19 protein-coding genes are annotated in these 21,823 nt (G+C 63.1%); 15 read left to right on the forward strand and 4 right to left on the reverse strand.

Translation table 11 applies throughout. From position 1 onward, the window contains the following. Nucleotides 1–138: 138 nt before the first annotated feature. Both ACLCGK_RS04375 and gltS read left to right on the forward strand, forming a co-directional pair. Nucleotides 139–1,647 carry a sigma-54-dependent transcriptional regulator gene (locus ACLCGK_RS04375; RefSeq protein ID WP_013971110.1) on the forward strand — a complete coding sequence of 503 codons (1,509 nt, stop codon included), beginning with the start codon at nucleotides 139–141 and terminating at the stop codon, nucleotides 1,645–1,647. Nucleotides 1,648–1,956: 309 nt separating this feature from the next. After that, nucleotides 1,957–3,153 carry a sodium/glutamate symporter gene (gene gltS, locus ACLCGK_RS04380; protein WP_015269085.1) on the forward strand — a complete coding sequence of 399 codons (1,197 nt, stop codon included), beginning with the start codon at nucleotides 1,957–1,959 and terminating at the stop codon, nucleotides 3,151–3,153. A gap of 16 nt (nucleotides 3,154–3,169) precedes the next feature. Here gltS and ACLCGK_RS04385 read toward each other — a convergent pair whose 3' ends face one another. Further along, entirely contained in the window at nucleotides 3,170–4,072 is a 903-nt protein-coding gene (locus tag ACLCGK_RS04385) for a LysR family transcriptional regulator (RefSeq protein WP_023661115.1), read from the reverse strand. A gap of 118 nt (nucleotides 4,073–4,190) precedes the next feature. On the opposite strand from ACLCGK_RS04385, the gene ACLCGK_RS04390 reads away from it, so the two are divergent. The 9 genes from ACLCGK_RS04390 (at nucleotide 4,191) to ACLCGK_RS04430 (ending at nucleotide 13,653) form a co-directional block, all read left to right on the forward strand. Beyond that, on the forward strand, nucleotides 4,191–4,613 hold the full coding sequence (locus ACLCGK_RS04390) for an ester cyclase (RefSeq protein WP_015269083.1): 423 nt from the start codon (nucleotides 4,191–4,193) through the stop codon (nucleotides 4,611–4,613). Between the two features lie 3 nt (nucleotides 4,614–4,616). After that, complete coding sequence (locus tag ACLCGK_RS04395; protein ID WP_410951368.1) at nucleotides 4,617–5,660, forward strand: SDR family oxidoreductase; 1,044 nt, start codon at nucleotides 4,617–4,619, stop codon at nucleotides 5,658–5,660. Nucleotides 5,661–5,667: 7 nt separating this feature from the next. Continuing rightward, entirely contained in the window at nucleotides 5,668–6,258 is a 591-nt protein-coding gene (locus ACLCGK_RS04400; protein WP_196185079.1) for a histidine phosphatase family protein, read from the forward strand. 250 nt (nucleotides 6,259–6,508) lie between these two features. Continuing rightward, nucleotides 6,509–6,892 (forward strand): glycine cleavage system protein GcvH, encoded by a 384-nt coding sequence (gcvH, locus tag ACLCGK_RS04405; protein ID WP_003257943.1) that lies wholly within the window; start codon nucleotides 6,509–6,511, stop codon nucleotides 6,890–6,892. A gap of 11 nt (nucleotides 6,893–6,903) precedes the next feature. After that, nucleotides 6,904–9,759 (forward strand): aminomethyl-transferring glycine dehydrogenase, encoded by a 2,856-nt coding sequence (gene gcvP, locus ACLCGK_RS04410; protein ID WP_410951369.1) that lies wholly within the window; start codon nucleotides 6,904–6,906, stop codon nucleotides 9,757–9,759. A 219-nt stretch (nucleotides 9,760–9,978) separates the two neighbouring features. Next, a complete protein-coding gene (locus ACLCGK_RS04415; RefSeq protein WP_410951370.1) occupies nucleotides 9,979–11,355 on the forward strand; it encodes an L-serine ammonia-lyase in 1,377 nt (458 codons plus the stop codon). 27 nt (nucleotides 11,356–11,382) lie between these two features. Next, nucleotides 11,383–12,504 carry a glycine cleavage system aminomethyltransferase GcvT gene (gene gcvT, locus ACLCGK_RS04420; RefSeq protein ID WP_410951371.1) on the forward strand — a complete coding sequence of 374 codons (1,122 nt, stop codon included), beginning with the start codon at nucleotides 11,383–11,385 and terminating at the stop codon, nucleotides 12,502–12,504. Between the two features lie 356 nt (nucleotides 12,505–12,860). After that, nucleotides 12,861–13,073, forward strand: coding sequence for a cold-shock protein (locus tag ACLCGK_RS04425; protein WP_003257941.1), 213 nt, complete (start codon nucleotides 12,861–12,863; stop codon nucleotides 13,071–13,073). A 91-nt stretch (nucleotides 13,074–13,164) separates the two neighbouring features. Further along, nucleotides 13,165–13,653, forward strand: a complete 489-nt coding sequence (locus tag ACLCGK_RS04430) for an RDD family protein (RefSeq protein ID WP_013971101.1) — start codon at nucleotides 13,165–13,167, stop codon at nucleotides 13,651–13,653. Between the two features lie 176 nt (nucleotides 13,654–13,829). On the opposite strand, the gene lptG is transcribed toward ACLCGK_RS04430, so the two are convergent. From lptG to ACLCGK_RS04445, 3 genes are read right to left on the reverse strand one after another with little or no spacing between them, the layout of a single operon-like run. After that, nucleotides 13,830–14,891, reverse strand: coding sequence for an LPS export ABC transporter permease LptG (gene lptG / locus ACLCGK_RS04435; protein ID WP_013971100.1), 1,062 nt, complete (start codon nucleotides 14,889–14,891; stop codon nucleotides 13,830–13,832). Further along, on the reverse strand, nucleotides 14,884–15,999 hold the full coding sequence (gene lptF, locus ACLCGK_RS04440; protein ID WP_397460472.1) for an LPS export ABC transporter permease LptF: 1,116 nt from the start codon (nucleotides 15,997–15,999) through the stop codon (nucleotides 14,884–14,886). The genes lptG and lptF overlap by 8 nt, the downstream gene beginning before the upstream one ends. Then, the gene (locus ACLCGK_RS04445; RefSeq protein WP_023661648.1) at nucleotides 15,996–16,286 is read right to left on the reverse strand and encodes a hypothetical protein; all 291 of its coding nucleotides are present in this window, start codon (nucleotides 16,284–16,286) and stop codon (nucleotides 15,996–15,998) included. The genes lptF and ACLCGK_RS04445 overlap by 4 nt, the downstream gene beginning before the upstream one ends. 14 nt (nucleotides 16,287–16,300) lie before the next feature. Between ACLCGK_RS04445 and ACLCGK_RS04450 the strand changes: the two genes are divergently transcribed. The 4 genes from ACLCGK_RS04450 (at nucleotide 16,301) to ACLCGK_RS04465 (ending at nucleotide 21,704) form a co-directional block, all read left to right on the forward strand. Continuing rightward, nucleotides 16,301–17,794 (forward strand): leucyl aminopeptidase, encoded by a 1,494-nt coding sequence (locus ACLCGK_RS04450; protein ID WP_410951372.1) that lies wholly within the window; start codon nucleotides 16,301–16,303, stop codon nucleotides 17,792–17,794. Between the two features lie 49 nt (nucleotides 17,795–17,843). Continuing rightward, nucleotides 17,844–18,275 (forward strand): DNA polymerase III subunit chi, encoded by a 432-nt coding sequence (locus ACLCGK_RS04455; protein WP_410951373.1) that lies wholly within the window; start codon nucleotides 17,844–17,846, stop codon nucleotides 18,273–18,275. A 5-nt stretch (nucleotides 18,276–18,280) separates the two neighbouring features. Continuing rightward, nucleotides 18,281–18,646 (forward strand): hypothetical protein, encoded by a 366-nt coding sequence (locus ACLCGK_RS04460; protein WP_013971096.1) that lies wholly within the window; start codon nucleotides 18,281–18,283, stop codon nucleotides 18,644–18,646. 211 nt (nucleotides 18,647–18,857) lie between these two features. After that, nucleotides 18,858–21,704 carry a valine--tRNA ligase gene (locus tag ACLCGK_RS04465; RefSeq protein WP_100412848.1) on the forward strand — a complete coding sequence of 949 codons (2,847 nt, stop codon included), beginning with the start codon at nucleotides 18,858–18,860 and terminating at the stop codon, nucleotides 21,702–21,704. The last annotated feature ends 119 nt before the right edge of the window (nucleotides 21,705–21,823 follow it).

The following is a 21,823-nucleotide window of genomic DNA, read 5'->3' on the forward strand; positions in this document are numbered from 1 at the left end:
ATTAAAACAAAGTCTTTCTTCGAGGGGGTGTGGCGTTGTCTTGGGGGGAGCGGCCTTGTGTCGCGATGGGCCGCAAAGCGGCCCCGACAATGTTGAGGCATACTACCGCCCTCCCCCAGCCACAACCGCACCCTCCCCATGCGCATCCACGTCAGCTTCATCGACCGCGTCGGCATCACCCAGGAAGTCCTCGCCCTGCTCGGTGCCCGCAACCTCAACCTGGACGCCGTGGAGATGGTCCCGCCGAACGTCTACATCGACGCCCCTACCCTCAGCCCCGCCGTACTCGAAGAACTGCACGACGCGCTGTTCGAGGTACATGGCGTGCAATCGGTGGACGTGGTCGACATCCTCCCTGGCCAACGCCGGCACCTGCAGCTCGATGCCCTGCTGGCGGCGATGAGCGACCCGGTGCTGGCCGTGGACAGTGCCGGCAAGGTGCTGCTGGCCAACCCGGCGCTGATCGAACTGTGCGGCCGCGAATCGGCCGGGCGCTCGGTGGGTGAGCTGTTCGGCGACCCGGCGCTGCTGCAGGCCCTGCTGGACAACAACTTCCACCTGCCCATGCGCGAGATGCAGCTCAACGGCCAGAGCCTGTTGCTGGACGCCATGCCGATCACCAACGCCGGTGGCCTGCTGACGCTGTACCCGCCTACGCGCATGGGCGAACGCCTGTCGGCCCTGCACCACGACCATGCCGAAGGCTTCGATGCCTTGCTCGGCGAGTCACCGGCCATCCGCACCCTCAAGGCCCGCGCCCTGCGCGTGGCGGCGCTCGATGCACCGCTGCTGGTGCATGGCGAAACCGGCACCGGCAAAGAACTGGTAGCCCGCGCCTGCCACGCCATCAGCAGCCGCCACGCGGCGCCATTCCTGGCCCTGAACTGTGCCGCGCTGCCCGAGAGCCTGGCTGAAAGCGAACTGTTCGGCTACGCCCCCGGGGCCTTCACCGGTGCGCAACGGGGCGGCAAGCCCGGGTTGATGGAGCTGGCCAACCAGGGCACGGTGTTTCTCGATGAAATCGGCGAGATGTCGCCATACCTGCAGGCCAAGCTGCTGCGCTTTCTCAGCGATGGCAGCTTCCGCCGGGTGGGTGGTGACCGCGAAGTGAAGGTGGATGTACGCATCATCAGCGCCACCCACCGCGACCTGGAGCGCATGGTCGCCGAAGGCAGCTTCCGCGAAGACCTGTTCTACCGCCTGAACGTGCTCAATCTGCAAGTGCCACCGCTGCGCGACCGTGGCCAGGACATCCTGATGCTGGCGCATTTCTTCATGCAGCAGGCCTGCACGCAGATCCAGCGTCCACCCTGCAGGCTGACCCCGGCTACCCATTCGGCACTACTGGCCAACCCTTGGCCGGGCAATGTGCGCCAGCTGCAGAACGTGATATTCCGCGCCGCAGCCATCTGCGAGGGCAACCTGGTGGATATTGGTGACCTGGACATCGCCGGCACCTCGGTGGCCCGTGGTCAGGACGGCGAAGTGGCCAGCCTGGAGCAGGCCGTGGGCGATTTCGAGCGCGAACTGCTGCAACGCCTGTACGCCAGCTACCCATCGACGCGGCAACTGGCCGGGCGCTTGCAAACTTCACATACCGCCATTGCGCAGCGCCTGCGCAAATATGGAATACCGGGCAAAGCCTGATACCTGTCAGATAGCGTCAACGGGGCTGCTACGCAGCCCATCGCAGGCAAGCCAGCTCCCACAGGTATCCGCACACGTCCTGAAATCTGCGCAATACCTGTGGGAGCTGGCTTGCCTGCGATGGGCCGCAAAGCGGCCCCTGATAGTTATTGTAATAACACGGTTGTTATTCAGGCTTTTCCTACGCCACTGAAAGACACTCTCCCACGTATGCCTCGTAGAATGGTGACAGTGTATTCCCACCTGTCACCCCACTTTTCCGCCCCATAGCGGGAAGTGGTCCGCTACTGGATATAACGAGAGCACCTGATGTTTGAACTCGATTTTTACGGGACGCTTGTAGCCGCCTCTTTGGTACTGTTATTGGGGCGCGGCCTGGTCGCGCGTATTGGTTTCCTGCGCACTTACAATATTCCGGAACCTGTCGCTGGCGGCCTGGTAGTGGCCTTGGCGTTCCTGGCGTTGCGCAGTTTCGATATCCACGTGCAATTCGATACTTCACTGCAAACTCCTCTGATGCTGGCATTCTTCGCCACCATCGGTTTGAGTGCAGACTTCGCCAGCCTGAAAAAAGGTGGCCGCGTGGTTACCGTGTTCCTGCTGGTGGTAACCGGCTTGCTGCTGGTCCAGAACGCCATGGGCATCGGCCTGGCAACGGCACTGGGCCTCGACCCGCTGATGGGCCTGCTGGCCGGCTCTATTACATTGTCCGGCGGTCACGGTACAGGCGCCGCGTGGGGGGCCACTTTCACCGAAAAGTTCGGTCTGGCGTCGGCCTCCGAACTGGCAATGGCATCAGCTACCTTCGGCCTGGTACTGGGTGGCCTTATTGGTGGCCCGGTCGCCCGGTTGCTGATCAGACGGGTAACGACACCTGGTATCGAAGAACCAGCACCACAACTGCCCAAGGGTTTCGAACAACCAGACAAAGAACGCTTGATCACGCCGTTTTCATTTATCGAAACATTGGCGCTGATCGCTGTCAGTTTGCTCGCAGGCTCGTTACTTAACGGTATGCTGAAAGGCACTGCGTTTGAACTGCCAACGTTCGTTTGCGTGTTGTTTGTGGGCGTGGTGTTGCGAAACGGCCTTTCGGCGCTCGGCTTTTATCAAGTCTTCGAACGGGAAGTCTCGGTATTGGGCAATGTGAGTTTGTCGTTATTCCTGGCCATTGCCTTGATGTCGCTCAAGTTGTGGGACCTTTCAGCGCTGGCATTACCATTCTTTGCATTGCTCGCCGCACAGACATTGGTCATGGCACTGTTCGCGATATTCGTCACATTCCGGGTCATGGGCCGCAACTATGATGCAGCGGTACTGGCTGCCGGGCACTGTGGTTTCGGCCTGGGTGCAACGCCAACGGCAATCGCCAACATGCAAGCGGTGACCCAGCGCTACGGAGCCTCGCGCATTGCCTTCCTGGTGGTGCCGATGGTGGGGGCGTTCTTCATCGACATCATCAATGTCATCGTCATCAAGCTGTATCTGGCGTTGCCGTTCTTTTGAGCCAGACGCTGTACGCTCAGCCGGTATGTTGCTGCGCCAGGTCCTGCCCAGAATCCGTAGACAGGGCCTGGTGCAGCATTTCCTCCAGGATCGAGAAAAAGCACTTTATGTGAGGCTGCTTCAATGCCTGTGGCCGGGTCACCATGTAGACCTCCAAATCTGGAAGGGGAAGGTCGACGAACAACTCGATCAAATCCTTGGCCAGAATCCGGGGCAGTACCGCCACCCCCATGCCTCGTCTCACCGATTCGAGCTGTGCGCTGAACGAGGTCACGCGGATCGGCGCACGTTCCAGCCCCCCCGCCTTTGCCGCACGTACTTGCGGCAACACGTCCAGCGGCGGAAGCAGGCCGATATTGACCGCCGTCGCAGGGGTAACCCCCGGAAAACGGTGCAGGTAACCAGCAGCGGCGAACACACCATAGCCAAGCCGGCCTATCGGCCGATAAATCAGTGAGGGCTCACCCAGGTGGGCCGTGCGCACGGCAATGTCCGCCACACCCCGGACGATCTTGTGGAAGTCGGCGGTCACGGTCAACTCCACCGAGCAACCCGGGTGTAGTCCGGTGAAGCGATTGGCCGCCTCCAGTACGCAAGTCGAGAAGCCTTCCCCTGCGCTCACCTGCACAGTGCCAGAGAGTTCGCAAGGCAGCTCGGCTGCGCCAGCAGGCGTCTGGCGCCGTAGCCCAGCTTCTGCTGCCTGGGCCACTTCGACCAGCGATTGACCGCGCGAGGTCAGCCTGCATCCCTCTACGCCCCGCTCGACGAGCGGCTCGCCCAATGCAGCCTCAAGCTGGGTCAGGCGACGCGAAACGGTCGATGGTGCAATACCCAGCAACTCGCCAGCGCGAAGAAAGCTGCCACGCCGCGATACGGCCAATAGGAGCCGAAGATCGTCCCAGTTTTCCTGCAATGCCATATGTGCTGGCCTCTCCCTGGTCTGCAAATTCGCAAACCCACTATGCAGTAGGCGCTGTTTTTCGACAGCAAGCGCGGGAGTATACCTTGGGCCCCTCTGAACAAATGGAATGGATTGCATGATGACTAGCCCCAAGGACTATGCCCAACGCGCCGCCAATGCCTTTAACCAGCGTGATGTGCAAGGGCTGCTGGCACTGGTCGACGAAGACTTCGTGTACCTGGACGGCATGACGACCCAAACCGGGCGCGAAGCCATGCGCGCGCGGGAGATGGCGCTGTTCAGCGCACTCCCTGATGCCCAGGTGGCCCTGACCCCATTCATGGTCTCGGACGATCGGCTGGCAATGACCGCCGTCCTGACCGGCACCTTCACTGCCCCGCTGCTGCTGCCAGCAGGCGTGATCGTTCCGGCCCATGGGCGTCGGATTTGCGTGCACTATGCGGCGCACTTCACCTTCAGAAATGGCCTGGCCATCCGTGAAGCGGTGTTTTTCGACAGTGCCATGTTGAAGCCATCTGCCGAACAGAGCGAGGGTTGAGCCATGCGCAATGTGTTCGTTACCGGAGCAACCGGCTTGCTGGGCAACAACCTGGTCCGTGAACTGGTCGCTCATGGCTACACGGTCAAAGGGCTGGTGCGGTCAAGAGCAAAGGGGGAACAGCAGTTCGGTGATGTGCCCGAAGTGGAGCTGGTCGAAGGCGACATGGCCGATGTCGACGCTTTCGCGGCATCGCTGCGCGGCTGCGACACGGTGTTCCATACTGCGGCGTTCTTTCGTGACAACTACAAAGGCGGCAGCCATTGGCAAGCACTCGAGCAGATCAATGTGACCGGTACCCGCCGCCTGTTGGAACAGGCCTACCTGGCCGGCATCCGGCGGTTTATCCATACCTCGTCCATTGCAGTGCTCGACGGGGCACCAGGCACGTCGATCGATGAGACATGCCTGCGGGCCGAAGCAGATGCAGATGACTACTACCGCAGCAAGATCCTCGCCGACCGCGTCGTGACTGAGTTTCTCGATGCCTGCCCCGACATGCACGCCTGCATGGTGCTCCCCGGCTGGATGTGGGGCCCTGGCGACATCGGCCCTACGTCGTCCGGGCAACTGGTCAACGATGTCGTGCACGGCAAACTGCCTGGCTTGATCCCGGGCAGTTTCTCGGTGGTCGATGCCCGCGATGTGGCTTTGGCGCACATTGCAGCAGCCACGCAAGGACGAAGTGGCGAACGCTACCTGGCCGCCGGGCGGCATATGACCATGGCTGAACTGATACCAATAGTGGGCCGTCTGGCAGGCGTACGAACGCCAGCACGGCATTTACCGTTGCCGTTGTTGTTCTGCCTGGCCGCAGTGCAGGAAATGTATTCACGGCTCACCGGCCAGCCCATCCTGCTGAGCTTGGCCACGCTGCGCCTGCTGGTACGCGAAAAGGATCGTACGCGTTTCAACCACAGCAAAAGCGAGCACGCGCTTGGCCTGAGCTTTCGGGCGCTGGAGCTGACAATCGCCGATACCGTGGCGTGGTATCGTGATCACGGCTGGTTTGAACAACAGGGCGCGCCCACCAGGACAAGGAAGTAGTTACACCATGACCGCGGAAATAATCTTGATGCGCCACGGCCAGCCCGCACTGGTTACAAGCAACAAAGTGTCAGCGCTGGATATGAAGGACTGGATCGAAGGCTACAACCGCGCCGAAATTACCGACCAGCCCGTCCCGGCCGCCAGCCTGCAGCTCGCCACAACGGCGAGGGTGATTGTCTCGAGCACAGCGCCACGTGCATTGAGCTCGCTGCAGGCGCTCGGTCTTGAGCCCAGCCACGTCGATGCGCTTTTTTGTGAAGCGCACCTGCCGTATGGCCAATGGAAGTTGCCTCGACTTTCACCGTTTACCTGGGCATTCATCCTTCGCCTCCTGTGGTTGTGTGGTTACTCGCGCAATGTCGAAACGGTCAGCGGTGCCAGGCTTCGCGCCAGCATGGCAGCACAACGGCTGTTATCACTTGCAAGCGAAGGGCCGGTACTGCTGCTAGGTCACGGTTTCATGAACCGGATGATTGCCAAGGAGCTCATTGCAAAGGGCTGGACTCGCCAACACCAGAACGGCAGCCGTTATTGGAGCGCGGATGTTTTTAGCCGCAAAGACTGGCACCCCGCAGGCAACACCGTATCGATTTAAATACACCGTATTCAAATCGATACACACCCATTCAGATACGGCAGTGCAAGGGTTTGATCCCCAAACCCTTTTTCATCCCCCTCCCGCTGTAGCGTTTTCATTCCACAAGTATGACAAACTGAATACGTAAAATAATTAACATATTGATTTATAACGTTTTTTAACGATTGGCCGCATTTTTGCTAAGGGAATCCCAACCCCAAGAGCGCGGAGCCACCGCGCCTAACGCCCTGCTTCCCGAGGATTCCCCATGAGCGAGTTGCGTTTCACTGAAGATCACGAATGGCTGCGCGTCGAAGCCGATGGCAGCGTTACCGTGGGCATCACCGCCTACGCCCAGAATGCCCTTGGCGATGTGGTTTTCGTGCAACTGCCAGAGTTGCAGCAGTATGAGAAAGGCAGCGAAGCGTCCACCGTCGAGTCGGTCAAGGCCGCCAGCGGTGTGTACATGCCCCTGACCGGCGAAGTGGTCCAGATCAACGACCAACTCGAAGACAGCCCGGAACTGGTCAACGAAGACCCGATGGGCGAAGGCTGGTTCTTCCGCTTCATTCCCGCCGATGCCAGCGCCGTGGCCGCCCTGCTCGACCAGGACGCCTACGACCGCCTGATCAAAGCCAACGACGACGCCTGAGGAACCCCGCCATGACTATCAACCTCGGCACCGCCAACGAATTCATCGCCCGCCACATCGGCCCGCGCGCCGCTGACGAGCAAGCCATGCTGGCCGCCCTCGGCTTCGACTCGCTGGAAGCCATGACCGCCGCGGTCATTCCCGACAGCATCAAAGGCACCAGCGTGCTCGGCTCGCACGACGGCCAAAGCGAAGCCGACGCCCTTGCCGCGCTCAAGGCCATCGCCGGCAAGAACCAGCTGTTCAAGAGCTACATCGGCCAGGGCTACTACAACACCCACACTCCGGCGCCGATCCTGCGCAACCTGCTGGAAAACCCGGCCTGGTACACCGCCTATACCCCGTACCAGCCAGAAATTTCCCAGGGCCGCCTGGAAGCGCTGCTGAACTTCCAGACCCTGATCAGCGACCTGACCGGCCTGCCGATCGCCAACGCCTCCCTGCTCGACGAAGCCACCGCTGCGGCCGAGGCCATGACCTTCTGCAAGCGCCTGTCGAAGAACAAGGCCAGCCACGCCTTCTTCGCCTCCGTGCACTGCCACCCGCAAACCCTCGACGTGCTGCGCACCCGTGCCGAGCCGCTGGGTATCGAGATAGTGGTCGGCGACGAACGCGAGCTGGGCGATGTCAGCGCCTTCTTCGGCGCCCTGCTGCAATACCCGGCCAGCAACGGTGAAGTGTTCGACTACCGCGAAGTGGTCGAGCGCTTCCACGCCGCCAACGCCCTGGTCGCCGTGGCCGCCGACCTGCTGGCCCTGACCCTGCTGACCCCACCGGGCGAGTTTGGCGCCGACGTGGCCATCGGCAGCGCCCAGCGCTTCGGTGTGCCGCTGGGCTTTGGTGGCCCGCACGCGGCCTACTTCTCCACCCGTGACGCATTCAAGCGCGACATGCCAGGCCGCCTGGTCGGCGTGTCGATCGACCGCTTCGGCAAGACCGCCCTGCGCCTGGCCATGCAGACCCGCGAACAGCACATCCGCCGCGAAAAGGCCACCAGCAACATCTGCACCGCCCAGGTGCTGCTGGCCAACATCGCCAGCATGTTCGCCGTGTACCACGGCCCGGCCGGCCTCAAGCGCATCGCCGAACGTACCCATGCCCTGACCGCGATCCTGGCCGCCGGCCTGAAGACGCTGGGCGTGCAGGTAGTGGGCGCCAGCGCCTTCGACACCCTGACCCTGGCCACCGGCAGCGCCACTGCCAGCCTGCATGACAAGGCCCGCGCCCAGGGCATCAACCTGCGCCAGATCGACGCTGCCCACGTGGGCCTGTCGCTGGACGAAACCACTAGCCAGGCCGATGTCGAGAGCCTGTGGCAACTGATCGGTGGCGACCAGGCCCAGCCGGACTTCAACGCGCTTGCCGCCAGCACCGGCTCGCTGCTGCCTGCCGCCCTGCTGCGCCAGTCGGCCATCCTCTCGCACCCGGTATTCAACCGCTACCACAGCGAAACCGAGCTGATGCGCTACCTGCGCCGCCTTGCCGACAAGGACCTGGCGCTGGATCGCAGCATGATCCCGCTGGGCTCGTGCACCATGAAGCTGAACGCCGCCAGCGAAATGATCCCGGTCACCTGGGCCGAGTTCGGCAACCTGCACCCGTTCGCCCCGGCCGAGCAGAGCCAGGGCTACCTGCAGATGACCACCGAGCTGGAAGCCATGCTCTGCGCCGCCACCGGCTACGACGCCGTGTCGCTGCAGCCCAACGCCGGTTCCCAGGGCGAGTACGCAGGCCTGCTGGCCATCCGCGCCTACCACCGCAGCCGTGGCGAAGGCCACCGCGACATCTGCCTGATCCCGTCGTCGGCCCACGGCACCAACCCGGCAACCGCGCACATGGCCGGCATGCGCGTGGTGGTCACCGCCTGTGATGCCCGCGGCAACGTCGATGTCGAGGACCTGCGCGCCAAGGCCATCGAGCACCGCGAGCGCCTGGCCGCGATCATGATCACCTACCCGTCGACCCACGGCGTATTCGAGGAAGCGATCGGCGAAATCTGCGCGATCATCCACGACAACGGTGGCCAGGTGTACATCGACGGCGCCAACATGAACGCCATGGTCGGCCTGTGCGCCCCGGGCAAGTTCGGCGGCGACGTTTCCCACCTGAACCTGCACAAGACCTTCTGCATCCCGCACGGCGGTGGCGGCCCGGGCGTCGGCCCGATCGGTGTCAAGTCGCACCTGGCGCCGTTCCTGCCCGGCCACGCGCAGCTGGAAAACACCGAGGGCGCGGTTTGTGCCGCGCCGTTCGGCAGCGCCAGCATCCTGCCGATCACCTGGATGTATATCCGCATGATGGGCGGTGCCGGTCTCAAGCGTGCCTCGCAGATGGCGATCCTCAACGCCAACTACATCGCCCGTCGCCTGGAAGAGCACTATCCTGTTCTGTATACCGGCGGCAATGGCCTGGTGGCCCACGAGTGCATCCTCGACCTGCGCCCGCTGAAGGACACCAGCGGCATCAGCGTCGACGACGTGGCCAAGCGCCTGATCGACTTCGGCTTCCACGCCCCGACCATGTCCTTCCCGGTGGCGGGCACGCTGATGATCGAACCGACCGAAAGCGAGTCCAAGGAAGAACTGGACCGCTTCTGCGACGCGATGATCCAGATCCGCGAAGAAATTCGCGCGGTCGAGAACGGTAGCCTGGACAAGGACGACAACCCGCTGAGGAACGCCCCGCACACTGCGGCCGAGCTGGTTGGCGAATGGGCCCATGGCTACAGCCGCGAGCAGGCGGTGTACCCGCTGCCAAGCCTGGTGGAAGGCAAGTACTGGCCGCCGGTCGGTCGGGTCGACAACGTGTTCGGCGACCGCAACCTGGTGTGCGCCTGCCCGTCGATCGAGAGCTATCAGGACGCCTGATAGCCCTCGGGCCCGCCACCTGACTCAAGGTGTGGTCCGCTGTGGGAGCGGGGGGGGGGGGGGGGGGGGGGGGGGGGGGGGGGGAGGGGGGGGGGGAAATAAGCAACCACCCAACAATCAAGGTCCCTTACTCCCTCCCAGCCCCCCCCCCTGCCTCGCTTTGCTCCCCGCTCCCACAGAGTTCACCGTTTGCCCAATATTCCTGGCTGGAGGTCCACCATGTCTTTGAGCGTCTTCGACCTGTTCAAGATCGGCATCGGCCCCTCCAGCTCGCACACGGTCGGCCCGATGCGCGCCGCCGCGCGCTTCGCCGAAGGGCTGCGCCGTGATGGCCTGCTTGCCGGCACGGTCAGCGTCAAGGCCGAGCTGTACGGCTCGCTCGGCGCCACCGGCAAGGGCCACGGCAGCGACAAGGCCGTGCTGCTGGGCCTTGAAGGCGAACACCCCGATGTCATCGACACCGACACCATCCCTGCCCGCCTGCAGGCCATCCGCGACAGCGGTCGGCTGAACCTGCTCGGCGAGCACAGCATCGCGTTCATCGAAAAGCAGCACCTGGCGATGATCCGCAAGCCGCTGGACTACCACCCCAACGGCATGATCTTCCGCGCCTTCGACGAGGCCGGCCTGCAAATCCGCAGCCGCGAGTACTACTCGGTGGGCGGCGGTTTCGTGGTCGACCAGGACGCTGCCGGCCACGACCGCATCGTCGAGGACAGCACACCGCTGACCTACCCGTTCAAGACCGCCAAGGAGCTGCTCGGCCATTGCACCGGACAAAACCTGTCGGTCAGCCAGGTAATGCTGGCCAACGAGGCGGCTTGGCGCCCCGAGGCGGAAACCCGTGCCGGGCTGCTGCGCATCTGGCAGGTGATGCAGGACTGCGTCGAAGCCGGTTGCCAGCATGAAGGCATCCTGCCGGGCGGGCTCAAGGTCAAGCGCCGGGCGCCGGCGTTGTACCGCCAACTGAGCCGCAATCCCGAGGCCAGCCTGCGCGATGCCCTGTCGGTGCTCGACTGGGTCAACCTCTATGCCCTGGCAGTGAACGAGGAAAACGCCTACGGCGGGCGTGTGGTCACTGCGCCGACCAACGGCGCAGCGGGCATTGTCCCGGCGGTGCTGCACTACTACATGCGCTTCGTACCGGGAGCCAACGAGGACGGGGTGGTACGGTTTCTGCTCACCGCCGCGGCCATCGGCATCCTGTACAAGGAAAACGCCTCCATCTCCGGTGCCGAAGTAGGCTGCCAGGGCGAGGTCGGCGTGGCCTGCTCGATGGCCGCCGGGGCGCTGTGCGAGGTGATGGGTGGCAGCGTGCAACAGGTGGAAAACGCTGCCGAAATCGGCATGGAACACAACCTGGGCCTGACCTGCGACCCGATTGGCGGGCTGGTCCAGGTGCCTTGCATCGAGCGCAACGCCATGGGCTCGGTGAAGGCGATCAACGCGGTGCGCATGGCCTTGCGCGGCGACGGGCAGCACTACGTGTCGCTCGACAAGGTCATCCGCACCATGCGCCAGACCGGCGCCGACATGAAAAGCAAATACAAAGAGACCGCCCGTGGCGGCCTGGCCGTCAACATCATCGAATGTTGACCCGACAACAACAGCAAGGAGTCACCGATGTCCGAAACACTGCTCAAGACCCCACTGCACGCCCTGCACCTGGAACTGGGTGCGCGCATGGTGCCGTTCGCCGGCTATGACATGCCGGTGCAGTATCCGTTGGGCGTGCTCAAGGAACACCTGCACACGCGCGAGCAGGCCGGCCTGTTCGATGTCTCGCACATGGGCCAGATCACCCTGCGCGGCACCGATGCCGCCAAGGCCCTGGAAAGCCTGGTGCCGGTGGATATCATCGACCTGCCGATGGGCATGCAGCGCTATGCCATGTTCACCAATGAGCAAGGCGGCATCCTCGACGACCTGATGGTTGCCAACCTGGGCGACGACACGCTGTTCCTTGTGGTCAACGCCGCCTGCAAGGATCAGGACCTGGCCCACCTGCAAGCGCACATCGGCAGCCGTTGCGAGGTACAGCCACTGTTCGAGCAGCGCGCCCTGCTGGCCTTGCAAGGCCCGGCGGCAGTCAAGGTGCTGGAACGCCTGGCCCCGGAAGTGGCCGGCATGACCTTCATGCAGTTCCGCCCGGTGAAACTGCTGGGCGAAGACTGCTTCGTCAGCCGCTCAGGCTACACCGGCGAAGATGGCTACGAAATTTCGGTACCGGTGCATGCCGCCGAAGCCCTGGCCCGCCGCCTGCTGGCAGAGCCCGAAGTACAACCGATCGGCCTGGGTGCGCGTGACTCGCTGCGCCTGGAAGCCGGCCTGTGCCTGTATGGCCACGACATGAATACCGAAACCACGCCGGTGGAAGCCAGCCTGCTGTGGGCCATTTCCAAGGTTCGCCGTGCCGATGGCGCGCGTGCCGCCGGCTTCCCGGGGGCCGAGGCCATCTTCGCCCATCAGCGCGAGGGCGTGTCGCGCAAACGTGTGGGCCTGTTGCCGCAGGAACGTACGCCAGTACGCGAAGGCGCGGATATTGTCGATGCAAACGATAAACCTGTAGGCAAAGTGTGCAGCGGCGGCTTTGGCCCGACACTCGGTGCACCTGTAGCAATGGGTTATATCGATAGTGAACATACCGCTATCGACACCCCACTGTTTGCCGTGGTGCGTGGCAAGAAGGTTGCCTTGAAAGTCAGCAAAATGCCTTTCGTGGCACAACGTTACTACCGGGGCTGAAGCCGCTTTGTGAAGGTTGCGGGCAGGTTCTACATATTCGTTTTCGAACCTGTCCAATTACTTTTGAACATGGCGCCAGGCCAGGCGCCATGCCGTTTCCGACAAATCGGTCGGTTATCGGCAAACGGCCGATTTTCCATACGACCAAGGGCTTGTTTTTCGCTCGGGAGTTGGCGTAGAGTCACCGCACTGTGTTTGCATGGGTCGCAACAGTTCGTGACCTGGGCCAGTAGCCGCAATCTGCTACAACCCGTTCGACGTCTCTTACTTTCCTGCAACCCAGCCCAGTAATCTTTTGCTTCCTTTATTGCAAAAGAAACTGTCATCAAAATTCAAGCTTCATAGGAAATAAGACAATGGCTGAGCGTCAGAACGGTACCGTCAAGTGGTTCAATGACGAAAAAGGTTACGGCTTCATCACCCCAGAAAGCGGTCCGGATCTGTTCGTACACTTCCGCGCTATCGAAGGTAACGGCTTCAAGAGCCTGAAAGAAGGCCAGAAGGTCACCTTCGAAGCAGTCCAGGGCCAGAAAGGCATGCAGGCTGACAAAGTTCAGGTCGCCGGCTAAGCCGAACCCGACTTCGAGAAAAGCCCCTGCCATGTGCAGGGGCTTTTTTTTGCCCGTAGAATAGCAGCTTCGTCTTCTGGAGCCGTTTTGCATGTCCAAGCCTCAGCTCACACCTCAGGGTGATTTTCCGCCGGTCGGCCTGGGCCGGCGCCTGGCGGCGATGTTCTACGACTTCCTGCTGTGCACGGCGCTGCTGATCGTGACCGCCGGCGCCTACAAGATGATCCAGATGGCGATCATCGGCGAAGCCCGCATGCGTGAATTGACCGAGGCTGGCGCACTGGACGGCGACCCTCTGCTGTCGACGGTGCTGCTGTTCGTCCTGTTCGGTTTCTTTGCCAAGTTCTGGACCCATGGCGGGCAGACCCTGGGCATGCAGGTGTGGGGCGTGCGGGTGCAGAACGCCGATGGCACGGCCATCAGCCTGTGGCAGGCGCTGCTGCGCTTCGTGGTGTCGATTGCCTCGTGGCTGTGCCTGGGGCTGGGTTTTTTCTGGGCGTTGATCGACAAGCGCCAGAGGGGCTGGCATGACATCTATTCGGAAAGCCAGCTGGTGCGGGTGCCGAAGCAGAAGAAATGAGCTGAGACCTGTATTGCCTGTGCTGGCCTCTTCGCGGGCTCGCCCGCTCCCACAGGAACCTCACCATCCTCAGGACTTGTGATGAACCTGTGAGAGCGGGCAAGCCCGCGAAGAAGGCAACACAAATGCAGCAAAAAGCCGACCCTGGGGTCGGCTTTTTTGTACTGCTCAGGCCATCAACCTGCCCGACGCAACAACCACACCCCGGCCAATGCACAGATGCCTGCCGGGATCACCACCGCCAGCAGCGGCGGGAAGCCGAACACCTGGCTCGAAGGCCCCAACAGGTCCTGGGCGATGCGGAACACGAAGCCCACCAGTACACCGGTGAACACGCGCTGGCCAAGGGTTACCGAACGCAGCGGGCCGAAGATGAAGGAAATGGCCATCAGCACCAGCGCCGCGGTCACCATCGGCTGCAATACCTTGGTCCAGAACGCCAGCCAGTAACGGGCATTGTTCAGGCCCTGGTCGGACAGGTAGTGGATGTAGCCCCACAGCCCAGTGATGGACAGCGACTCCGGCGCCAGGATCACGGTATTGAGCAGTTGCGGGGTGAGCGAAACGTCCCAGCGCTCCTGCGGCGCGGTCACCACTTCAGTGTGGTCGCCACGGAAGAAGGTGGTGCGCACGTCGCTGAGCATCCAGTGGTCGTCCTGGTACTGTGCACGGCGGGCGAAGCTGGAGGTGACGATCTTGCGCTCGCTGTCGAAGCGGTAACGGGTCACACCCAGCAGCAGGCCGTTAGGCTGCACGGCGTTGATGTGCACGTACTCCTCGCCCTGGCGGTGCCACATGCCGCGCTTGGAGCTTTGCGCCTCACCACCGCCCTGGGCCAGGGAACGGTCGGCCTGGGCCTTGTTCTCGGTCACCGGCGCCACGTACTCGCCAATCAGCAGGCCGACCAGCATCAGTACCAGCATCGGCTTCATCACCGCCCAGACGATGCGCCCGATGGAAACCCCGGCAGCACGCATGATGGTCAGTTCGCTGCTGCTGGCCAGGCTGCCCAGGCCAATCAGGCAGCCGATCAAGGCGGCCATCGGCAGCATTTCGTACAGGCGCCGTGGTGCGGTCAGCAGGACGAAGTTGCCCGCCTCCATCACCGTGTAGGTGTCACTCAGGTCGTTCATCTCGTCGATGAAGGCAAACAGCGAAGCCAGGCCGAGGATGATCCCCAACACGGCGAGAATGGCCAGCAGAACGCTCTGGCCGATGTAGCGGTCGAGCTTACCCATGGGCCACCTCCGCACGACGGGCAGCGCGCTTGAGGCGCAGCGGCTCCCAGTACATCAGGCCCAGACCGATCAGCAGGAACAGGCCGTGGACCCACCACATGCCCAGGGCGATCGGCAGTTTGCCCTTCTCTAGGGCGCCACGTACGGAAATCAGCATTGTCAGGTAAGCCATGTACAGAAGAATTGCCGGCAGCAGCTTGAGGAAGCGACCCTGGCGCGGGTTGACCCGGGACAGCGGCACCGCCAGCATGGTGACGATGAACACCAGGATCGGCAGCGACAGCCGCCATTGCAGCTCAGCGCGCTCACGCAGGTCCTTCTTGCCGATCAGCTCGGAAGTGGGGATGGCTTCGCGATCGGTCACTTCCTCGGCGACTTCCGGCTTGGGCAGCAGCACGCCGTAGGTGTCGTACTTGATAGCACGGTAATCGGCCTGGCCCGGGTTGCCGTCGTAACGGTAACCGTTTTCCAGCACCAGGTAGCGGTTGCCGTCGGCCTGGATTTCCTGGTGGCCTTTTTCGGCAACCAGCACTGACGGGGCGCGGTCCTTCGTCTTGTCCTGGTTGAAGCGCTTCTCGGAAATGAACACCCCGGCCAGGTTGATGCGGTCATCCGACAGTTCTTCGGTGTAGGTCACCCGAGAGCCGTCGCGCAGGGTCTGGAAGCGGCCCGGCACCAGGGTGTCGAACTCTGTCAGGGCATCCTGCTGGCTGATGATCTGCTGCACCTGGGCAACACCAAGCGGCGCCAGGCTCAGGCTCAGCCAGGCCACCAGCAGGGCGACCAGGGCGGCCGGCGCCATGGTCAAGCCCAGCAGGCGCTGCTGGCTCATACCGGTGGCCGACAGCACAGTCATCTCGCTTTCCAGGTACAGGCGCCCGTACGCCAGGAGAATGCCGAGGAACAGCCCCAAAGGCAGGATCAGCTGCAGGAAGCCCGGCAGACGGAAGCCCATGATCAGGAACAGCACGCTCGGGTCGAGCACACCCTGGGCAGCCTGGGCCAGGTACTTGATGAAGCGCCCGCTCATGATGATCACCAGCAGCACGGCGCTGACGGCGCTCAAGGTCACCAGGACCTCGCGGGACAGATAACGAAAGACGATCAAACCAGACACTCCTGGGTTGTCAGGGCGGACTGCCAATCAATGGCGCCAAACAATGACTTAGTACAGCCAAGACCAATGCCGGTTCGCCAAAGGCGAACCTCCATGTAAAGTGCGCGCATTATCCTGTGATTGACCGCCCCTGTCACTTCGCCGCGCATGAAGGCGCATAACGGGGTTGTCAGCACGCTTGCCGCAGGCTCAAACTGGCAGCTTTTCCGCTGGCGCGCGACGACGCGGCCAGGCCCGTCCAGAGCGCTGGAATACACAGCGCCGACTGTATCGATCATTCGGGGATCCTGACATGGAACTGGTTGTAAAAAGCGTAGCTGCTGCATCTGTAAAAACCGCCACCCTGGTCCTCCCGGTAGGTGAAAACCGCAAGCTCGGCGCTGTGGCCAAGGCCGTCGACCAGGCCAGCGAAGGCGCCATCAGTGCCGTGCTCAAGCGTGGCGACCTGGCCGGCAAACCGGGCCAGACCCTGCTTCTGCAGAACCTCGCGGGCCTGAAGGCCGAGCGCGTGCTGCTGGTGGGCAGCGGCAAGGACGAAGCCCTGGGCGACCGCGCCTGGCGCAAACTGGTCGCCAGCGTCGCCGGCGTGCTCAAGGGTCTGAACGGCGCTGACGCCGTGCTGGCCCTGGACGACATCGCGGTCAGCAACCGTGACGCCCACTACGGCAAGTACCGCCTGCTGGCCGAAACCCTGCTCGACGGCGAGTACGTGTTCGATCGTTTCAAGAGCCAGAAGGCAGAGCCGCGCGCCCTGAAGAAGGTCACCCTGCTGACCGACAAGACCGGCCAGGCCGAGGTCGAACGTGCCGTCAAGCATGCCAGTGCCATCGCCACCGGCATGGCCTTCACGCGCGACCTGGGCAACCTGCCGCCCAACCTGTGCCACCCAAGCTTCCTGGCCGAACAGGCCAAGGACCTGGGCAAGGCGCACAAGGCGCTGAAAGTCGAAGTGCTGGACGAGAAGAAGATCAAGGACCTCGGCATGGGCGCGTTCTATGCCGTCGGCCAGGGCAGCGACCAGCCGCCACGCCTGATCGTGCTCAACTACCAGGGCGGCAAGAAGGCGGACAAGCCGTTCGTGCTGGTGGGCAAGGGCATTACCTTCGACACCGGCGGCATCAGCCTCAAGCCTGGTGCCGGCATGGACGAAATGAAGTACGACATGTGCGGTGCCGCCAGCGTGCTCGGCACCCTGCGTGCGGTGCTCGAGCTGCAGCTGCCGGTCAACCTGGTGTGCCTGCTGGCCTGCGCCGAGAACATGCCGAGCGGCGGCGCCACCCGCCCGGGTGACATCGTCACCACCATGAGCGGGCAGACCGTGGAAATCCTCAACACCGACGCCGAAGGCCGCCTGGTGTTGTGCGACACCCTGACCTACGCCGAGCGCTTCAAGCCGCAGGCAGTCATCGACATCGCCACCCTGACCGGTGCCTGCATCGTCGCCCTGGGCAGCCACACCACCGGCCTGATGGGCAACAACGACGACCTGGTCGGCCAGTTGCTCGACGCCGGCAAGCGCGCCGACGACCGTGCCTGGCAGCTGCCGCTGTTCGATGAGTACCAGGAGCAACTGGACAGCCCGTTCGCCGACATGGGCAACATCGGCGGACCGAAGGCCGGCACCATCACCGCCGGCTGCTTCCTGTCGCGCTTTGCCAAGGCCTACGACTGGGCGCACATGGACATCGCCGGCACTGCCTGGGTCAGCGGCGGCAAGGACAAGGGCGCCACTGGCCGCCCTGTACCCCTGCTGACCCAGTACCTGCTGGACCGCGCCGGCGCCTGACGCCATTGAGCCGGTGGCAGCGCGCGCGCCACCGGCCGGCGATACCACCATGAGCAAAGTCGATTTCTACATCCTGCCCACCGACTCGCTGTCGGCGCGGCTCGATTTCGCCTGCAAGCTGTGCGAAAAGGCCTGGCGCCTTGGCCACCGGGTCTACCTGCATTGCCAGGACGCCGAGCAGCGCACCGAGCTGGACCAACGCCTGTGGCGCTTCAAGGGCGAGGCCTTCGTGCCCCACGACCTCGCGGAGGTACATGCCGATGCCAGCGTGGCATTGGGCCTGGCCGCCGACAGTGCGGGCGACCACCACGACCTGTTGATCAACCTGGGCGCCGGCGTACCGGCCTTCGTCGGCCAGTTCGAGCGGGTGGCCGAAATCGTCGTCGAAGAGCCTGGCATCCGCCAATCGGCCCGTGAACGATTCCGTTTCTACCGTGAACAGGGCTATGCTCTGCAAGACCACCGCTTACAGCGACTTTGACGACGATGGACAAACCCTCCCCCCTGCCCGATTCCGCCCATCTTCTCGATGACCTCGAGTCGATACGCCAGTTGCTTGGCGACGCCGACCTGCAACCACCGCTGCTGACCGAGACGGTGGAGCAGATCCCGTTGCTGCTGGAAGAAGCGCCCGGCAACCATGTGCCTGCGGCCGAACCGGTAGCTGCCGAACCCGAAGACGACCCGCAGACCCGTCGCCAGGACACCCTGCTGCACCTGGAAAGCGAACTGCGTGCGGCGGCGCAGATGATCATGCAGGACGTGATCAACGACTTCACCCCGCACATCGAGAACGAGATCAAGCGCCGACTGGATGCGCGGATTGAGCGGTTGATCAAGCGTTCCGAGTAGATTCCGAACATCCAGGTCGCCTGCTTCGCGGGCACGCCCGCTCCCACAGGGTCCCCACAGCCCGCAAGACCTGTGGTGGACCTGTGGGAGCGGGCGTGCCCGCGAAGCAGGCGCCACTGTTCCGACAGTTGTCAGCAGCTTGTCGCCTGCGGCCCCCAGCTTGGTTATACTTCCCGGCTTTCCCGAATAAATGCACAGGGTCCCGCCGCGCATGGATAAGACCTACCAGCCGCACGCCATCGAAACTTCCTGGTACAACACCTGGGAGTCCGAGAACTATTTCGCTCCACAAGGTGCAGGCGAGTCCTACACCATCATGATCCCGCCGCCGAACGTGACCGGCAGCCTGCACATGGGCCACGGGTTCAACAACGCGATCATGGACGCCCTGATCCGTTTCCGCCGCATGCAAGGCCGCGACACCCTGTGGCAGCCAGGCACCGACCACGCCGGTATCGCCACCCAGATGCTGGTCGAGCGCCAGCTAGAGGCCAAGGGCCAGAACCGTCATGACCTGGGCCGCGAAAAGTTCCTGGAAAAGGTCTGGGAATGGAAGGACCAGTCCGGCGGCAACATCAGCCGTCAGATCCGCCGTCTGGGCTCGTCGGTCGACTGGAGCCGCGAGCGTTTCACCATGGACGACGGCCTGTCCGAAGCGGTCAAGGAAGCCTTCGTGCGCCTGCATGAAGACGGCCTGATCTACCGCGGCAAGCGCCTGGTCAACTGGGACACCAAGCTGCACACGGCCATCTCCGACCTCGAAGTGGAAAACCACGACGAGAAGGGCCACCTGTGGAACCTGCGCTACCCGCTGGCCGACGGCGCCAAGACCGCCGAAGGCAAGGACTACCTGGTCGTCGCCACCACCCGTCCGGAAACCCTGCTGGGTGACGCGGCCGTGGCAGTCAACCCGAACGACGAGCGCTACCAGGCACTGATCGGCAAGTTCGTCGAATTGCCGCTGGTCGGCCGCCGCATCCCGATCATCGCCGACGACTACTGCGACCCCGAGTTCGGTACCGGCTGCGTGAAGATCACCCCGGCCCACGACTTCAACGACTACGAAGTCGGCAAACGCCACAACCTGCCGCTGCTGAACATCTTCGACAAGAATGCCTTCGTGCTGGCCAGCGCGCAGGCCTTCAACCTCGACGGCAGCATCAACGATCAGGTGGACACCCGCCTGCCGGCCCAGTACGCCAACCTCGACCGCTTCGTCGCACGCAAGCAGATCGTCGCCGACCTGGATGCCCAGGGCCTGCTGGTGAGCATCGACGACCACGCGCTGAAAGTGCCGAAAGGCGACCGTTCGGGCACCGTCATCGAGCCGTGGCTGACCGACCAGTGGTACGTTTCCACCAAGCCGCTGGCAGAACCTGCCATCGCCGCCGTGGAAGATGGCCGCATCCAGTTCGTGCCCAAGCAGTACGAGAACATGTACTTCTCCTGGATGCGTGACATCCAGGACTGGTGCATCAGCCGACAGCTGTGGTGGGGCCACCGCATCCCGGCATGGTACGACGAGGCAGGCCAGGTCTATGTCGGCCGCAACGAGGAAGAAGTGCGCGCCAAGCACAACCTGGGCGCCGACGTGGTCCTGCGCCAGGACGACGACGTACTCGACACCTGGTTCAGCTCGGGCCTGTGGACCTTCTCCACCCTGGGCTGGCCGGAACAGACCGAGTTCCTCAAGAAATTCCACTCCACCGATGTGCTGGTAACCGGCTTCGACATCATCTTCTTCTGGGTTGCGCGCATGATCATGCTGACCATGCACCTGATCAAGAACGAGGATGGCACCCCGCAGGTACCGTTCAAGACCGTATACGTGCACGGCCTGGTACGTGACGGCCAGGGCCAGAAGATGTCCAAGTCCAAGGGCAACGTGCTGGACCCGCTGGACATCGTCGACGGCATCACCCTCGACGCCCTGCTGGAAAAACGCACCAGCGGCATGATGCAGCCCAAGCTTGCCGAAAAAATCGCCAAGCAGACCAAGGCCGAGTTCCCCGAAGGTATCGCCAGCTACGGCACCGACGCCCTGCGCTTCACCTTCTGCTCGTTGGCCTCCACCGGCCGTGACATCAAGTTCGACATGGGCCGCGTCGAAGGCTACCGCAACTTCTGCAACAAGATCTGGAACGCCGCCCGCTACGTGCTGGACAAGGGCGAAGACTGCGGCCAGAACGGCGAGGCCTACGAGCTGTCGCTGGCCGACCGCTGGATCATCTCGCAGCTGCAGCGTACCGAAGCCGAAGTGACCCGCCAGCTGGAGCAGTTCCGCTTCGACCTGGCCAGCCAAGCGCTGTACGAGTTCATCTGGAACCAGTACTGCGACTGGTACCTGGAGCTGTCCAAGCCGGTGCTGTGGGACGAGAACGCCCCGGTCGAGCGCGCCCGTGGCACCCGCCGCACCCTGGTGCGCGTGCTGGAAGTGGCGCTGCGCCTGGCGCATCCGTTCATGCCGTTCATCACCGAAGAAATCTGGCAGCGCATCGCGCCGCTGGCCGGCATCGAAGGCAAGACCATCATGCTGCAGCCATGGCCGGTGGCCAATGAAAGCCGCATCGATGCTGCCGCCGAAGGCGACATCGAGTGGCTCAAGGAGCTGATGGTCGGCCTGCGCAACATCCGCGCCGAAATGAACATCGGCCCGGGCAAGCCGCTGCCGCTGTTCCTTAAGAACGCCAACGCCGACGACCAGCGTCGCCTGCAGGAAAACGAAGCCCTGCTGAAGAAGCTGGCCAAGGTCGAATCGTTCACCGTACTGGGCGATGCCGACGAAGCGCCGCTGTCGGCCACCGCCCTGGTCGGTGACCTGCAAGTGCTGGTGCCAATGGCCGGCCTGATCGACAAGGATGCCGAGCTGGCGCGCCTGAACAAGGAAATCCAGCGCCTGCAGGGTGAAGTGGCACGCGTGGGTGGCAAGCTGTCCAACGCCGCCTTCGTCGACAAGGCACCACCTGCCGTGATCGAGAAGGAACGCGCCAAGCTGGCCGAGTCCGAACAGGCCCTGGCCAACTTCACCGAGCAGCATGCGCGGATTGCAGCGCTTTAATCACTAGAGAAAAGCTGGGGCCGCTTTGCGGCCCTTTCGCGACACAAGGCCGCTCCTACAGGGACGGCGCCGGTCTGAAGGGCGCCGCTATCCTGTAGGAGCGGCCTTGTGTCGCGAAA

Source organism: Pseudomonas sp. S1(2024), assembly GCF_046557535.1.

Bases quoted from the DNA above. Each gene is read 5' to 3' on its own strand.
- ACLCGK_RS04400 (WP_196185079.1), top strand. From the start codon at position 5,668: ATGACCGCGGAAATAATCTTGATGCGCCACGGCCAGCCCGCACTGGTT.
- ACLCGK_RS04390 (WP_015269083.1), top strand. From the start codon at position 4,191: ATGATGACTAGCCCCAAGGACTATGCCCAACGCGCCGCCAATGCCTTT.
- gltS (WP_015269085.1), top strand. From the start codon at position 1,957: ATGTTTGAACTCGATTTTTACGGGACGCTTGTAGCCGCCTCTTTGGTA.
- ACLCGK_RS04395 (WP_410951368.1), top strand. From the start codon at position 4,617: ATGCGCAATGTGTTCGTTACCGGAGCAACCGGCTTGCTGGGCAACAAC.
- ACLCGK_RS04375 (WP_013971110.1), top strand. From the start codon at position 139: ATGCGCATCCACGTCAGCTTCATCGACCGCGTCGGCATCACCCAGGAA.
- ACLCGK_RS04445 (WP_023661648.1), bottom strand. From the start codon at position 16,286: ATGATCGATACAGTCGGCGCTGTGTATTCCAGCGCTCTGGACGGGCCT.
- ACLCGK_RS04465 (WP_100412848.1), top strand. From the start codon at position 18,858: ATGGATAAGACCTACCAGCCGCACGCCATCGAAACTTCCTGGTACAAC.
- ACLCGK_RS04450 (WP_410951372.1), top strand. From the start codon at position 16,301: ATGGAACTGGTTGTAAAAAGCGTAGCTGCTGCATCTGTAAAAACCGCC.
- ACLCGK_RS04460 (WP_013971096.1), top strand. From the start codon at position 18,281: ATGGACAAACCCTCCCCCCTGCCCGATTCCGCCCATCTTCTCGATGAC.
- ACLCGK_RS04425 (WP_003257941.1), top strand. From the start codon at position 12,861: ATGGCTGAGCGTCAGAACGGTACCGTCAAGTGGTTCAATGACGAAAAA.
- ACLCGK_RS04455 (WP_410951373.1), top strand. From the start codon at position 17,844: ATGAGCAAAGTCGATTTCTACATCCTGCCCACCGACTCGCTGTCGGCG.
- ACLCGK_RS04385 (WP_023661115.1), bottom strand. From the start codon at position 4,072: ATGGCATTGCAGGAAAACTGGGACGATCTTCGGCTCCTATTGGCCGTA.
- gcvP (WP_410951369.1), top strand. From the start codon at position 6,904: ATGACTATCAACCTCGGCACCGCCAACGAATTCATCGCCCGCCACATC.
- ACLCGK_RS04415 (WP_410951370.1), top strand. From the start codon at position 9,979: ATGTCTTTGAGCGTCTTCGACCTGTTCAAGATCGGCATCGGCCCCTCC.
- gcvH (WP_003257943.1), top strand. From the start codon at position 6,509: ATGAGCGAGTTGCGTTTCACTGAAGATCACGAATGGCTGCGCGTCGAA.
- lptG (WP_013971100.1), bottom strand. From the start codon at position 14,891: ATGGGTAAGCTCGACCGCTACATCGGCCAGAGCGTTCTGCTGGCCATT.
- gcvT (WP_410951371.1), top strand. From the start codon at position 11,383: ATGTCCGAAACACTGCTCAAGACCCCACTGCACGCCCTGCACCTGGAA.
- ACLCGK_RS04430 (WP_013971101.1), top strand. From the start codon at position 13,165: ATGTCCAAGCCTCAGCTCACACCTCAGGGTGATTTTCCGCCGGTCGGC.